This is a genomic window from Caballeronia sp. LjRoot34 (genome assembly GCF_964253815.1).
In the GTDB taxonomy this organism is placed as follows: domain Bacteria; phylum Pseudomonadota; class Gammaproteobacteria; order Burkholderiales; family Burkholderiaceae; genus Caballeronia.
Genome location: NZ_CAXUSB020000001.1, coordinates 1,252,342 through 1,266,616, shown reverse-complemented (window position 1 = coordinate 1,266,616; position 14,275 = coordinate 1,252,342). Strand labels below are relative to the sequence as shown.

The 14,275-nt window shown below is 60.2% G+C and carries 13 protein-coding genes, 1 tRNA gene, 1 pseudogene and 1 riboswitch; of the genes and pseudogenes, 6 read left to right on the top strand and 9 right to left on the bottom strand.

What is annotated here, in order from left to right; all coding sequences use genetic code 11:
- Positions 1-27: 27 nt before the first annotated feature.
- Entirely contained in the window at positions 28-609 is a 582-nt protein-coding gene (locus ACSQ36_RS05560; protein ID WP_213763387.1) for a TMEM175 family protein, read from the bottom strand.
- A gap of 178 nt (positions 610-787) precedes the next feature.
- Positions 788-910: a hypothetical protein gene (locus tag ACSQ36_RS05555; RefSeq protein WP_436181171.1), complete on the bottom strand. Its 123-nt coding sequence runs from the start codon at positions 908-910 to the stop codon at positions 788-790.
- A 269-nt stretch (positions 911-1,179) separates the two neighbouring features.
- Between ACSQ36_RS05555 and ACSQ36_RS05550 the strand changes: the two genes are divergently transcribed.
- From ACSQ36_RS05550 to ACSQ36_RS05540, 3 genes are all read left to right on the top strand, one after another.
- Positions 1,180-1,264, top strand: a tRNA-Leu gene (locus ACSQ36_RS05550).
- A 276-nt stretch (positions 1,265-1,540) separates the two neighbouring features.
- The gene (locus tag ACSQ36_RS05545; protein WP_213763389.1) at positions 1,541-1,912 is read left to right on the top strand and encodes a nuclear transport factor 2 family protein; all 372 of its coding nucleotides are present in this window, start codon (positions 1,541-1,543) and stop codon (positions 1,910-1,912) included.
- 181 nt (positions 1,913-2,093) lie between these two features.
- The gene (locus ACSQ36_RS05540; protein WP_436181170.1) at positions 2,094-3,308 is read left to right on the top strand and encodes an MFS transporter; all 1,215 of its coding nucleotides are present in this window, start codon (positions 2,094-2,096) and stop codon (positions 3,306-3,308) included.
- 58 nt (positions 3,309-3,366) lie between these two features.
- Here ACSQ36_RS05540 and ACSQ36_RS05535 read toward each other — a convergent pair whose 3' ends face one another.
- From ACSQ36_RS05535 to ACSQ36_RS05515, 5 genes and pseudogenes are all read right to left on the bottom strand, one after another.
- A complete protein-coding gene (locus ACSQ36_RS05535; protein ID WP_436181169.1) occupies positions 3,367-3,801 on the bottom strand; it encodes a response regulator in 435 nt (144 codons plus the stop codon).
- Positions 3,802-3,805: 4 nt separating this feature from the next.
- Positions 3,806-4,438 carry a response regulator gene (locus tag ACSQ36_RS05530; protein ID WP_213763395.1) on the bottom strand — a complete coding sequence of 211 codons (633 nt, stop codon included), beginning with the start codon at positions 4,436-4,438 and terminating at the stop codon, positions 3,806-3,808.
- 126 nt (positions 4,439-4,564) lie between these two features.
- A complete protein-coding gene (locus tag ACSQ36_RS05525; protein WP_213763397.1) occupies positions 4,565-5,158 on the bottom strand; it encodes a ferritin-like domain-containing protein in 594 nt (197 codons plus the stop codon).
- 163 nt (positions 5,159-5,321) lie between these two features.
- Positions 5,322-5,482: pseudogene (locus tag ACSQ36_RS05520) on the bottom strand (DUF1328 family protein).
- Positions 5,483-5,656: 174 nt separating this feature from the next.
- A complete protein-coding gene (locus ACSQ36_RS05515) occupies positions 5,657-5,833 on the bottom strand; it encodes a DUF1328 domain-containing protein (RefSeq protein WP_031363849.1) in 177 nt (58 codons plus the stop codon).
- 220 nt (positions 5,834-6,053) lie between these two features.
- Here ACSQ36_RS05515 and ACSQ36_RS05510 point away from each other — a divergent pair, with 220 nt between their 5' ends.
- Entirely contained in the window at positions 6,054-7,460 is a 1,407-nt protein-coding gene (locus ACSQ36_RS05510) for a sensor histidine kinase (protein WP_436181168.1), read from the top strand.
- Positions 7,461-7,826: 366 nt separating this feature from the next.
- Complete coding sequence (locus ACSQ36_RS05505; RefSeq protein WP_097265959.1) at positions 7,827-7,967, top strand: entericidin A/B family lipoprotein; 141 nt, start codon at positions 7,827-7,829, stop codon at positions 7,965-7,967.
- 210 nt (positions 7,968-8,177) lie between these two features.
- On the opposite strand, the gene ACSQ36_RS05500 is transcribed toward ACSQ36_RS05505, so the two are convergent.
- Positions 8,178-9,791 (bottom strand): Fic family protein, encoded by a 1,614-nt coding sequence (locus ACSQ36_RS05500; RefSeq protein WP_436181167.1) that lies wholly within the window; start codon positions 9,789-9,791, stop codon positions 8,178-8,180.
- Positions 9,792-10,255: 464 nt separating this feature from the next.
- Positions 10,256-11,383, bottom strand: a complete 1,128-nt coding sequence (locus tag ACSQ36_RS05495; protein ID WP_436181166.1) for an EamA family transporter — start codon at positions 11,381-11,383, stop codon at positions 10,256-10,258.
- A gap of 374 nt (positions 11,384-11,757) precedes the next feature.
- A riboswitch (TPP riboswitch) is annotated at positions 11,758-11,886 on the top strand.
- Positions 11,887-12,218: 332 nt separating this feature from the next.
- On the opposite strand from ACSQ36_RS05495, the gene thiC reads away from it, so the two are divergent.
- On the top strand, positions 12,219-14,150 hold the full coding sequence (thiC, locus tag ACSQ36_RS05490; protein ID WP_436181165.1) for a phosphomethylpyrimidine synthase ThiC: 1,932 nt from the start codon (positions 12,219-12,221) through the stop codon (positions 14,148-14,150).
- Positions 14,151-14,275 lie beyond the last annotated feature (125 nt).

Genomic DNA, 14,275 nt, shown 5'->3' with positions numbered 1-14,275 from the left:
CCGATGAAATCACTATGCCGCAGGCCGTTACTCTTCCGTCAGCAGGACTTTCTCCACGCGCCGGTCGGGGACGAGCCATACGACCGCAACGATCGCGTATAAGGCCGCGGCAACCCACGGCTCCCAAAACGAGGCGGCGATGGCGACGAGATACAGCACCACTGAAATCTTCCCCTTGCGATCCGCACCGATTGCGCGCTCCAGCATGGAGTTGGCGCCGTGCAGGCTGATCAGCGCGCGCGTGAGGATGTACCACGCGAGCGCCGTCATGAAGAGATCGAAGCCGTAAAGCGCGGTGGGCCATGACGCCAGGTGGTTCTCGCCCATCCAGTTGGTGGTGAACGGGAACAGCGACAGCCAGAACAGCACATGGAGGTTCGCCCACAGCACGCTGCCGTTGACGCGCTTGGCTGCATGCATCAGGTGATGGTGGTTGTTCCAATAGATGCCGACATACACGAAGCTCAGCACGTAGGCGCAAAACACGGGACCCAGCGCGCTGAGTGACGCCAGATCGGCGCCGTGCGGCACCTTGAGTTCCAGCACCATGATCGTAATGATGATGGCGATCACGCCATCGCTGAATGCCTCAATCCGATTCGTGCCCATCCTCGTCCTTTCTCGTGCTTTTTCGTTTTTCGTCGTTTTAACGCTGGGGTTTACGGCCCCAACCCGCAGCAAATTATGCGCGAGCAACCTGGCGTTGTCGATTTAGCGCGAACGAGAGAAGAACGTCGTGATGTATCGACGCAATGCAGTGCCCCCAACCACCAGGAATCTTCGGACATTATCGCGGAACGCAGGCGTGAAGCCATTGCAGCAGTTGCAACCCTGCTCCGGCTGCGAGAATGGCCAACCCGAGTCCCAGACGCGTCCGTTCACGCCATGCGCCGATAGAAACGTCTTTCATACTCGCCTCCTGACATCGATGGGTCGACCGTTGATCCCGACTCGTTGATCCCGCCACTCAGCGACGGCGGATTTTCATGTACCTGAATACGCGAGCCCGGCTTCGAATGGATGCAGGGCGGAGAGAATATTCTTGGGTTTCTATCCCGCGGAATACGGCGAAAGGTGCCGGGAGGATGAATGCGCCCCCCGCCAGGCGGGCAGACGTGGGACGCTGGCGCCTGTCTGGATTGGCCCGCCCGCCGTCCGATGGTAGAATCCCGTCCGCTTGGCGGGGTGATGAAATTGGTAAACATAGCGGACTTAAAATCCGCCGCCTAACGGCTTGCCGGTTCAAGTCCGGTCCCCGCTACCAGCGTCAGATTGCTTGAGCGCCCCTGAACGAATGGGATGTTTTTCTGCCGCGCGAAGATCAACGCGATGATCACTGTATATTCATACAGAAGCGGTTCAACACCGTTGCGCACTTTCCCGGATTTCATTTGGCTTGGGCTGAAAGGAAACGAGAGAAGCACCGATCGCGCATGGCAGACCCGGGCAGACCCGTTTTATCGATGCCGAAACCGCCAGTCATCCGGTCTTCGCTTAACCGACTGAAGTAGACTGCGCGTCCTACCTAGCGCGAGCCATCATGAAACATCGAACCTTTTATGCGGTGGCCGCTGCTGCCGTTCTTACCTGCACAGCAGGCTGCACGACTCCTTACCGCAACGGCCAGGAGTGCAAGGCCAGAATGGTCGAGACCTACCCGGCCTCGCAGCCCAGGTTGAGCTACGAAATACCCCGCGTCTCTTACCAGGGCACGCGTGTGGTGGTTGAAGGCAGCTACACCAAAAAGATTCCGCCGACGGGCATAACCCCCATCAAGACAACATCGGTGCAGGTACAGGCAGCCGTCGAATGCACGTTCGAAGACGACAAGCTCAAGACGTTCCAGTGGCTGACACCAGCGGATCTCGCTGAAAAATACCCGCTGAAACCGGGCGCCGAAGCCACGGAGTAAGGCTTTTCATCAAGGCCGGAAAATGTGGGCAGATCGACGGGGCAATGAACGTAGAAACCTGCTCATGTAGCGGCTCAGTCACCGGCTAACGCCGGACATGGCGGCTGCGGCCAGCGGCCCCTCGTCGTCTTTAGTATCATCGGCGGCTCGCTTCATGCGTTGAATCCTCGAGGCCTCGCCCATGTCCGCTGCCGCCACCGATTCAAATTCCCACGCCCCGCATCAGCCGCACCACCAGCACTACTCGCGGGCGACGCTGCTCGTCCTGGCGACGATCGCAGGCGTATCGGTCGCGAATATCTATACGAATCAGCCGCTGCTCGCGGCGTTTCGCGCGTCGTTCCCGGAAAGCGCGGGGATGATCGGCGCGGTGCCCGCCGTCACGCAACTCGGCTATGCAATCGGCATGTTATTGCTCGCGCCGCTCGGTGATCGCTTCGATCGCCGCCTGATCATCCTTCTGCAACTGGCCGCACTCGGCATCGCGCTCGTTGCGGCGACGGCCGCGCCCACGCTCGGCGTGCTGATCGCCGCGAGCCTGGCGCTCGGTATCGTGGCAACCATCGCGCAACAAGCCGTGCCGTTCGCCGCCGAACTCGCGCCTCCCGCGCAACGCGGTCACGCGGTCGGCACGGTGATGAGCGGCTTGCTGATCGGCATTCTCCTTGCACGCACGGTCTCGGGTTTCGTCGCGGAGTATTTCGGCTGGCGAGCGGTGTATGGCGCCTCCGTTGTCGCGACCATCGGGCTCGCTATCCTCGTGATCATGCGCCTGCCGCGCAGCAAGCCCACTTCCACGCTGCCGTACGGCCGGCTGCTCGTGTCGATGTGGCATCTCGTGGTCGAGTCGCCGGCGCTGCGCGAGGCATCGATGACTGGAGGCGCCCTGTTCGCGGCCTTCAGCATCTTCTGGTCGGTGCTCACGTTGTTGCTCGCGGGCGAGCCGTTCCATCTCGGCCCTCAGGCGGCCGGGCTGTTCGGCATTGTCGGTGCAGCGGGCGCACTGGCCGCGCCGCTCGCCGGCAAGTCGGCGGACAAGCGCGGGCCGCGCGCGGTGGTGTCGCTGTGCATCGTGCTCGTGGCCGTGTCGTTCGTGGTGTTCGCGCTGTCGGGACGCAGCCTCGTGGGGCTGGTGATCGGCGTGATCGTGCTCGATGTGGGCGTGCAAGCCGCGCAGATATCGAATCAATCGAGAATCTACGCGCTCAAGCCCGAGGCGCGCAGCCGCGTGAATACCGTGTACATGGTGGTCTATTTCATTGGTGGCGCCGTGGGGTCGGCTGTTGCATCGCTGGCATGGCATGCGTTCGGATGGGTCGGCGTGTGTATTGCGGGATTGGCGGCCACCGGGCTTGCCGGCCTGAGCCATTCGCGCAGCCGTTCAAAAAGCGCCTGAGCGGGAGGTCTGATCAAGGCAGGCGTGAATCGCGCGCCTGATCACGCTCAGTCCCCGCTTAATCCCGCGCGCGGGCGTAATGATGCAGCGCGTCGAGAACGCGGTCGAATTCCAGGGATTTATCGAAGAAATGGCGCACGCCGTATTGCAGGCAGCGCTCGCGGTACGCCGGCAGTGCATGGTTGGTGAGCACGGCGGCGAAGGCCGAATCGGTCATTCCGGTGCGTTGCAAATACGCCAGCACCTCGACGCCAGAACCGTGCTTCAGTTGCAGATCAACAATCACGGCGTCGAATCCCTGCGCTTCCAGCAGACCGATTGCCGTCTCGGGCGTGTCCGCCCAAGCGGTGACGCGCAGCTCGCCGGACGCATCGATCGCTTCCACCAGGCTGCGCCGGATCAACGGCGAGTCTTCGATCAACAGCACGCTCAGTGGCCGCTTATGCGCGAGACCGGTTTTATCGACGCTCGTTTGTTGGCCCACGGCGGGCACCCTCCTACTCGATCAAGCCATTCTTGATCGCGTAATACGTTAGATCGGCATTGTTCGCGAGCCGCATTTTTTCGAGAACGCGTGCGCGATATGTGCTGATCGTCTTCACCGATAAATGCAGCTCCTCCGCTATTTCGGTCGGAATCTGGCCGCCCGCAAGCTTGCAAAAAATCTGGAACTCGCGCTCGGACAAGGCCTCGTGCGGCCGCTCGGTGGCGGGTTTTTCGAGCTTGTCGGCGAGTGCGTCGGCAATGAACTCCGACAGGTAGCGGTGGCCCCGCGCCACCGTCCGAATGGCCCGCACGATTTCGTCGGGCGCCGCGTCCTTGTTGAGATACCCGTTGGCGCCGGCGCGCAGCAGATTGATCGCGTACTGGCTTTCCGGATAACCCGACAGCATCAGCACGCCCTGCTCCGGGCGAATCTGCTTGATCACGCGTAACGTATCTATACCGTTCTTATCAGGCATCGCGATGTCCAGCAGCACGACGTCGAACGCGCTTTCGCGTACGAGCGCGATGGTTTCGTCACCGGTGGACGCTTCGGCGGCGACTTCCATGTCGGGTTCATCGGCGACGAATTGCCGGAATCCGCTCCGCACAATGGCGTGGTCGTCCGCTATCAACACTCGAATCATCTGCGCTGCCTGCAGCCGTTTTTATCGTGAATCATTGTACTGACGACGCGCGGCGGGAGTCATCCCGCCGCGCGTCGTCCCGGGGCTTCTTCAGCATTCTTTTTACCGCTAAATGCGCGGTTCGGGTCAGCCGTCGAGGCCGTCGAGCAGGTCGGCCATGTCGTCGGCGTGCTCTTCCTCGACCGCCAGGATCGTTTCGAAGATCCGGCGCGTGGTGACATCCTTTTCGCCGAGGTAGCGAACGATTTCACTATATGTATCGATCGCAATGCGTTCCGCTATCAGGTTCTCGCGAATCATGTCGATCAGATTGCTGCCTTCCTTGTACTCGGAATGCGAGCGTGACGCGAGACTGTCGGGTGCGAAATTCGGCTCGCCGCCCAACTGGACGATGCGCTCGGCGATGGTGTCGGCATGTTCCTGCTCTTCGGTCGCGTGCTGCGCGAATTCCGACGCGACAGCTTCCGAATGGATGCCCTTCGCCATGAAATAGTGGCGTTTGTAGCGCAGCGTGCAGACGATCTCGGTTGCAAGTGAATCGTTCAGCAGTTTCAGCACGGCTTCCTTGTCTGCGCCATACGTCGACGTGACCGAGCCATCGTCCATGTGCTGGCGCGCGCTGGCGCGGATTTTTTCCATGTCCAGTACAAACGGATCGGATTTCCGGCCGGGTTCCTTCGATTGTGCCGGGGCAGCTTTTACAGCAGACGATTTCGACATTGATGTGCTCCAGAAAGAGAATGGATCTTTTGTTCGGCGGTTGAACAGGTTCGACAGGTTCGTGACGGCAGCCTCGCCGGATATAGACCCGGACCGCCGTCCTCGGTCACTCTTGCTCAGTCACTTTTGTTGTGGAACGCATACCGCGTGCCTGCTCGCGACATCACGTTCGAAACACGCCCAGCAGCAACGTAACAACGAAAACCACGAGAAAGATGTAGAACAGGATCTTCGCGATCTCCGCAGCCCCTGCTGCAATCCCGGTAAAGCCGAACACAGCCGCGATAATCGCGATGATGAAAAAAAAACCGCGTAATGGAGCATGGCAACCTTCTATCTCGTTGGGTTCTTATGGGCCTCGGATCGGGCATCGAATCCGGCTTTCAGGACGACTCGGGTGGACGATTGCCATACAGCGTGAAGTCGGCCACCCGTCGAACAGGGTTCAGATAAAGCCGCTCGAAGCATGCGAGATTCAAGTACCGATGGCTACAGCCGCTAATCGACTATTTTCTTCGTCACGATAAAACCGAGCACGAGGAATACCACGCACAAGATCAGGAACAGCACGAACAGGAACTTCGCGATGCTGGCCGCGCCCGCTGCCACGCCGGTGAAGCCCAGCAAGCCCGCGACGATGGCGACAATGGCGAAAAACAATGCCCACTTCAACATGATCGGATCCCCAATAAAGTTGGACTAGTAACAGGATGTTAGCGACGCGGTTATGGGCTGCCATCTGGATGCACGCCGTTTTTCGTGTAGGACATCACCGACAAACGCTTTCAATTCACTTCTGGCCTGCCACCGATCAAGCGCTAGCCAAACATAATTCGATCAGCCCGCCGCGGCGTGAAAAGTTACACTGGCCGGACAGAAAACCCGGCGACTCCCTATGACTTCCTCTTTGCACGAAGGCGGCGCGGCGAATCCGGTAGCAGGCGTCACGCGGCGCGCAACCCGGTTCAGCGCGCGTCTGAACGGCTGGATGCGCCGCTGGAGCTGGGCCGTCGCAATGACCGTCGCCATTGTGATTACCGTTGGCGGCCTCGTGATACTCGAATCGGGCCGCATGCGCATTGCCGCGGAATACGAGACCGCGCTCGACGCGAAAGGCGCCACCACGCAGTTGACCGCGCTGGCGGCGGACATCGCGTCGCTGACTGCCGATGAACGCGCGTTCCGCCTGGCGCCCGGCAACACCTACACCGCCCACTACGACGCAGCGGCGGCGAGGATCAAACAAACGGTTGCGTCGCTGGATGCGTACTATCGCCAAAAAGCGGACGACACCGCGCTCGCCAGTTTCAGGCAAGTCAGCGCGATCCTCGATGCCCGGATCAATGCGGGACTAGCCGCTCGCTCCGGTTCAGACGCTGCATCGAGTACCGATATCCTCGACAGCGCGCTCGCCCTGCTGCGTGTGAATGAAGAACGCCGGGCGCAGTCCGCGCTCGATGCGAGCCGCGCCGACCAACGCATTTCCACGTTCTGCGTGGGCGCGTTGTGCGCGTTGAATATCGTGTTGTTCCTGCTGTTGTTTCGCAATCTCGGTATCCAGCTGGACAAGCAGGATCGTGTGCAGCAAAAGCTGATTACGCAGCAAGAGGAGCTCGACCAGCTCGTGTTCGACCGCACGCGGCAACTTGAAGCGCTCGCGTGGCATTTGCAATCGGTGAGTGAAAACGAGAAGACCCAGCTTGCCCGCGAACTGCACGATGAACTCGGTTCGATCCTGACGGCCAGCAAGATGGATGTGGCGTGGGTCAACAACAAGCTCAAGGGCGCCGAGCCCGCGATGGCGGAGAAACTTGGCCGTGCGCTTGCGAACCTTGATCAGGGGATTGCGCTGAAGCGGCGGATTATCGAAGACATGCGGCCAACCGTTCTTGCCAATTTCGGGCTGGTCACGGCGTTGCGCACCCTCGCCGATGAAACCGCGCAACGCACCGGCTGGACGCTCGAACTCGCGCTCCCCGACGACGACATCAAGCTCGGCGAAGAAGTCGAAATCGCGTTGTTCCGGGTCGCGCAGGAATCGCTGACGAACGCGGCCAAATACGCGCGCGCGTCGAGCGTGTCGATTGCGCTGGCGCTGGATGACGAGCGGGTGTCGATGCATATCGCCGATGACGGCGTCGGCATCCGCCCACAGGACCTGCAGCGCACGCATACGCATGGACTGCTGGGCATGCGCCAGCGGGTCAGCGCGCGCGGCGGCCGTATCGAGATCGAACGACGCCAGCCGCGTGGCACTGATATCCGCGTCACCATGCCCCGCGTGCGTAACTTCGATGCTTAAGGGTCCACCGCCTGTTGGCTCTTTACCTGGCGCTCGCACTACGCTTGTAGGACGGCGCCGACACAAGTTACAGACCGCTCCTACACGATAAAAACATCCGCGCCTACAGCTTGCGAACGCGCAGTTTTTTATGATTCTTCAGACCGGCATGGTCGATCAAAGCAGTAGTCGCCCTGGGTTTCGTTGCTTGTTCAAGCCCGGCAAAACTGTTTCAAGGATCGGTCGTCGCCAAGGCCGCAATGTGTCTGGCAACTGCTTTTGCAGGCGCTTTTGCTGCCGGATACCGGTAGCCAGGATTCGAACATCGGGCACGCTCTCATGGCCGCACGGCCAGCGGACCCGCATCAAACTCAAGGGGAATTGCTCATGACTCGACTTATCGCTTTGCTGTTGATCGTTGGAACTGCCGCACTTGCAGCTTGCAATACAGTGGCCGGCGCCGGCCAGGACCTTTCGAAGGGCGGCAACGCCATCACGAATTCGGCCGATAAGCACAACGCGGAGTAAGTAAGGAAGCTGGCGACAGATAGTTGGCGGTTAGTGCATTAGCGGCCGCTAGCAATTTGCCGACTGCTGCCTTCATCGGCTTCCAGGGTTCGTGACCACGCGCCTACAACGGAACGGGTCGTGGGATCCAATCAAACCGACGATCAAAAAGAACCTCCCTTAGCGGAGGTTCTTTTTTTTGTGTCTTGGCTAAAGACCCACGAACGCGCATCAGTCAGAAGCAGGCGGTAAGGCGGTCCAGCTTCCCGCCTCGGGGCGCTGCGTGATGCGCTCGATCGGTTCGGCCGCCTGCGATTCGATAAGACCGCCAATCAGATCGGCGAAAGGCTTGATGTTCCGGTACGTGCTGGCCTGTTCGAGCGCCGCCAGATACGCGCTACGGGACTGAACGGTCACGATGGTCCAAAGGTAGCCGCCCGTGGTCAGCAGGTAGTTCATGAGAAAGCGGCTGAGGCGGCCATTGCCGTCCATGTAGGGGTGGATAAACACGAAGATGAAATGACCCAAGACTGCTCGCACGCCGGGGTGCTCTTCTGCCTGCAGCAGGTCGAAGAGCGCCGGCATGCAATCCCGTACCGCTTCAGGCGCGAGCGGTACATGCAACGCATTTCGAATGAACACGTTGTTGTTTCGATACCCGGCCAGATCGCTCGCCTTCAAGATACCCGCGGTCACGCTCGGCGAAAACAGCGTCACGTACCACTGTGAAAAATCTCGCTTGAGGGTGGTAGAAGGATCGTCAGCTTGAGCCACTACGCGGCCGATCAGGGAGCGGACCCGGGCATGGGTCTCCGCGTAACCTTTGGCCGCCATGGCATCGCGCGTCAGCCGGTCTTTATTGTTGGTCAGGGGGCTCCAGTCACCATTGCGAACCTTCGCGATCAGGTCGGTGCTGACCCGATACCCTTCGATAGACAGCGAGTGATACGCGTCCGCGACGTACCTTGCCTCTATGTCGTGCAGGAGCGCTTCGCTGTCGGGGTTCTGCGAGCGCGGAATATCGCGGAAACGATCGATCACCATGTCCCGCATGCCCGACCACATGGCCTGGATGCGCTGCACATAAGGTGACTCGTTCATCCGGCCGCCAATATGGGCCAGCGGCCGCTCGAACGGGTTATCTTCGACCACCACATAGGCGGCCGCTTTCATCGTATCGAGGAGCTGGTCGGCGTCCTGATCACGGCCTACGGCCCGCAACGCTCCCGCCATACGGCCGGCAACGACGCTATGGCCACCTTCGAGCAATCGGGCGGTGAGCGTACTGATATCGACCTGATGCGTGACGATCTGTGCGGCAAGCTCGTGCGCGTGGAAAAAGCTCGGACTTGCCCGAATCAGCGCTTCAGGCACAGGAATCAACATGAGTCCACTCGCGTTCGGCGCCCGGCCGTCCACCAGCATGTCAGGCTTCGTCCGATAGAGAAACATGGAACAGCCGTGAGGCAATGCTTGAGGCTGGTTGGTCGCCAGCGGCGAGTAAAGCAGGATCTGCTTTTCGATACTCGTGTGGCCACTATGCTTGAGGAGCGAAAGTTCGGGGCTCACCTGCCATTGGTCTGCAAACCTGGAGTGGGCATACGCGGCCACGAAGGTTTCCATGTTCGCGTACCAATGCGTCGAGTCGCCCTCCGCGTCTTCCGGATTGTTCGACTGATACCAGCCTTGAATGACGAGCTTGAGGAAGCCGGCATTCTGGAGCCGCTCACGGTGTGTGCGGGTGAGCTCGGGATGCGCACTGATCTGGAATACGGAAAGGCCCCTGTCTTGCAGCGCTTTGAGGATTGACAGGGAAGAGGCTAGTTTTTCGTTGGGTGCAGCCACGCGGTTCGCTCCGGGACTTCAGACCATAATTAGAGTTTTGTGTCGTATTATATCCAGAGTTTTGTGTCGCACTATAACTCGAGTTTTGTGCTTTACTATAATTAGAGTTTTATGCTTTTTCTCGAGGCGAAGTTGGGCAATAAATGGGGCGAAGCCAATGCTGTCAATGCTCTATGAATTAATTTGCCGAGACTTTCCCGCATCGATCGATGTCAATTTATGGCTGTTTCTCGCCCGGTTGCCCACGAAAACCATGCGACGGCAGACGGTTTTATCTGACATAGTCGTGGCGCTGTCCGGCAGTTGGCAGCGTGGAAACCGGGTTTCACGCCGTCGAGCGAGCACAAGCCCGGGGTTCTGTCTTTTCCCGACTATCCAGTCGCCCCATAAAAAAAGCTGACCGTTTCTCCGGAATTCTCCGAAACGGTCAGCCGTTTTTGAACTGTCAGCCGTCACGCCCGCCGTCAAACCAGCCCACGCCTCTTGTAATCGAACCAGAACGACAAACCCACGCTCGCCAGAATGATGAGGGTTGCCATCACGGTCCACTTCGTGATCACTTCGCCGAGAAACAGCGCACCTATCACCACGGCCACCACGGGATTCACGTACATGCAGCTGCTCGCGATAATCGGACTCGTGTGGCGAATCAGGTACGCATACGCAACATACGCGGCCATCGAACCGACGAGCATCAGGTAGAGATAAGCCAAAAACGGCGTGAACCCCATGCTCACGATACGTTCGCCCGACACCCACGCAACGATCGTCGCCATCGCCCCGCCAAGGCCGATCTGCAGTGCAGTCGATACCAGCAGGTCGGACGGCAGCTTCAGACGCCCCGCGAGAAACGAGCCGCCTGCCCAGAAAACTGCGCCGCACAGGATCGCAAGACTGCCGGCGGTTGAACCCGACGACGGATCGCCGTGATTCAGCAACGCAATCCCGACCAGCCCAAGCCCGACGGCGACCCACTCACCCTTCGCCACTTTGCGGCCTGCAATCGCGGCGATGACCGTGGCGAACAACGGCACGGTCGCCACCATGACCGCGGCAGTGCCGGTCTCGACCGTGCGCATACCGAACGCGAGCATTCCGCTCGACAAACCCACAAGCAACGTTCCGACCGCCGCGGCGTTTCGCACTTCGGCGAAAGTCGGCCAGACCGGGTCCCGACGCGCAGCAAAGATGAACAAACCGATGCCGGCGAACAGGTTGCGCAACCCGGACAGCATCAGCGGCGGGAACGCTTCCAGCGACAAATGCACCGCCATGTAGGTCGAACCCCATACGAGGTACACGACGCAAAGGGCAAGCGCCACGCGGCCGCCGCGCGTCGCGGGAAGGCGGAACGGGAAATGGCCGGGAAGATTGAACAGGCGACGCGCAGGGGTATCGGCCAAGGGTTGCGGACTCGTCACGCCTGGCAGGACGTCCGCCGATGGTGATGGCGATGGCGCGTCGGCTGCTGCGTGCGGAAACGGCAACACGTCGGCCGAGGGCTGCGACTGCGGAGGTTGTGCCGGCGGCACAAACGGCGAAGCTGAAGAATCGGAATCAGACGACCGCGCGGGCGGCAACGGTGTGGACATCCGTTACTCCGCGACGAAGATGATTGCAACGTCAGCCGGCCAAACGGGCAGGCCTACAACCGCCGGTTTCGTTTCACCCGGGACCGGGGGAAACAAAGAGCGGCGCGCATGCCGCTTGAGCGTCGCGGCAAAACGGGCAAGGCAGGACAACATGTCGGAAGCAGGAAAAGGGGTCGGGCAACAACGTGCCGAAGCTCGATAACGGCTCAAAAAGCCGGCAGGAGCCGCCGCGAGTTTGCCGGACCGTTTCGTGAAAAATATCGGACCGCATCCGGGAAAACACGGTGGTCGCCATTATGCAGTAAGCCATGCACACGCACGCGGGAGTGTTACAGATGGTTGCCAACACGCTACGGCGAGGTGTATTGTTGCGACTGCTAACGCGGGGGTCCTGCGCTGCACATCGCAATCTGTCACTGGATTGTCCGTGTGTCGCGGGTGAGAAATACCCTTTGAACCTGATCTGGATAATGCCAGCGCAGGGAAGCGTTCGGATTTCGCAGCGCTGGGGTCTTTTGGGTCTATCTCTTCCTCGCGTTCCCTGCCAAGTCCGCCCGCCTTCTTCTCTGCTTTTCTTCGGTCTCCCGTAGCTAGCGTTTGACTCAGCCGGTTCTCGTGCCAATTGATGCCATTCGTGCAATTTCGCGCGTTTGGCGTTTTTTCGCGGACCGGCTGGAAAACATCCGTCCCCACAGCAACCATCTGCATGGGACCGGAGTAAGCGCATGGGATCGGAGTAAGCGCCATGGGACCAGAGCAAGCGCCAAAGCGCCCACTCTGGTCGACGCGCCCACCCCGGTCGACACGCTAATTCCGGTCGACACAGGAGAGCCGCATGAATGCCAATCCGAAATTCCTGTCCGACGACGCCGTCGTCGACGCTGCCGCCATCGCGCCGCTGCCCAATTCACGCAAGATCTACGTGACGGGCTCACGTCCCGACATCCGCGTGCCGATGCGCGAAATCACACAATCGGACACCAACGAAAGTTTCGGCAGCGAAAAAAATCCGCCGGTCTATGTCTACGATTGCTCCGGCCCGTATTCGGACCCGGAAGCCAAGATCGATATCCGATCGGGTCTGCCGGCCGTGCGCCAGGGCTGGATTGAAGAGCGCGGCGATACGGAGTCGCTCGGTGGTCTCTCAAGCAACTTCGGCCGTGAGCGCGCCGCCGATCCGGCGACTGCCGACCTGCGTTTCAAAGGCTTGCATCGCACGCCGCGCCGCGCTGTGCCGGGCAAGAACGTCTCGCAGATGCACTACGCGCGCCAAGGCATCATCACGCCCGAGATGGAATACATCGCGATCCGCGAGAACCAGCGCCGCGCTGAATATCTGGAATCGCTGCGCACGAGCGGCCCGAACGGCGAAAAGCTCGCCACGATGATGGGCCGCCAGCATCCCGGCCAGGCGTTCGGCGCCCAGGCCTTCGGTGCGAACGCGCCCAAGGAAATCACGGCCGAGTTCGTGCGCGAGGAAGTCGCCCGCGGCCGCGCGATCATCCCGGCGAATATCAACCACCCGGAAAGCGAGCCGATGATCATCGGGCGCAACTTCCTGGTGAAGATCAACGCGAACATCGGCAATTCGGCGGTGACGTCGTCAATTGGCGAAGAAGTCGACAAGATGACCTGGGCCATCCGCTGGGGCGGCGACACGGTCATGGATCTCTCGACCGGCAAGCATATTCATGAAACGCGCGAATGGATCATCCGCAACAGCCCGGTGCCAATTGGCACGGTGCCGATTTATCAGGCGCTCGAAAAGGTCAACGGCAAGGCCGAAGACCTGACCTGGGAAATCTTCCGCGACACGCTGATCGAACAGGCCGAACAGGGTGTGGATTACTTCACGATCCACGCCGGCGTGTTGTTGCGCTACGTGCCGATGACCGCGAACCGCATGACGGGCATTGTCTCGCGCGGCGGGTCGATCATGGCGAAATGGTGTCTGGCGCATCACAAGGAAAGCTTCCTGTACGAGCACTTCGAAGACATCTGCGAAATCATGAAGGCCTACGACGTGAGCTTTTCGCTCGGCGACGGCCTGCGTCCCGGCTCAATCTACGACGCCAACGACGAAGCCCAGCTCGGCGAACTGAAGACGCTCGGCGAGCTGACGCAGATTGCGTGGAAACATGACGTGCAGGTGATGATCGAAGGTCCGGGCCATGTGCCGATGCAGCTCATCAAGGAGAACATGGACCTGCAACTCGACTGGTGCGACGAAGCACCGTTCTACACGCTTGGGCCGCTCACAACAGATATCGCGCCGGGCTACGACCACATCACGTCGGGCATTGGCGCCGCGATGATCGGCTGGTTCGGCACGGCCATGCTCTGCTACGTCACGCCGAAGGAACATCTGGGCCTGCCGAACAAGGACGACGTGAAGACCGGCATCATCACGTACAAGCTCGCCGCGCACGCCGCCGATCTGGCGAAAGGTCATCCGGGTGCTCAGGTGCGGGACAACGCGCTCTCCAAGGCGCGCTTCGAATTCCGCTGGGACGACCAGTTCAATCTCGGACTCGATCCGGACAAGGCGCGTGAATTCCACGACGAAACCCTGCCGAAGGACTCAGCCAAAGTCGCGCATTTCTGCTCGATGTGCGGCCCGCATTTCTGTTCGATGAAGATCACCCAGGACGTCCGTGAATATGCGGCGAAGCAAGGGGTATCGGATATCGAGGCGCTGAAGCAAGGCATGGAAACGAAGGCGATCGAGTTCGTGAAAAAGGGCGCTGAGATTTACCAGCGCACGTAAGAACGAGCAAGCAATGGCCACGCCGGTCGCCCGTAAAGCACGATGACCCGGTGAAAATAGAAACGGCCTGTCGCATGTCACATGCGACAGGCCGTTTTGCTTTGGAGGACGCTCAATCCCGTACT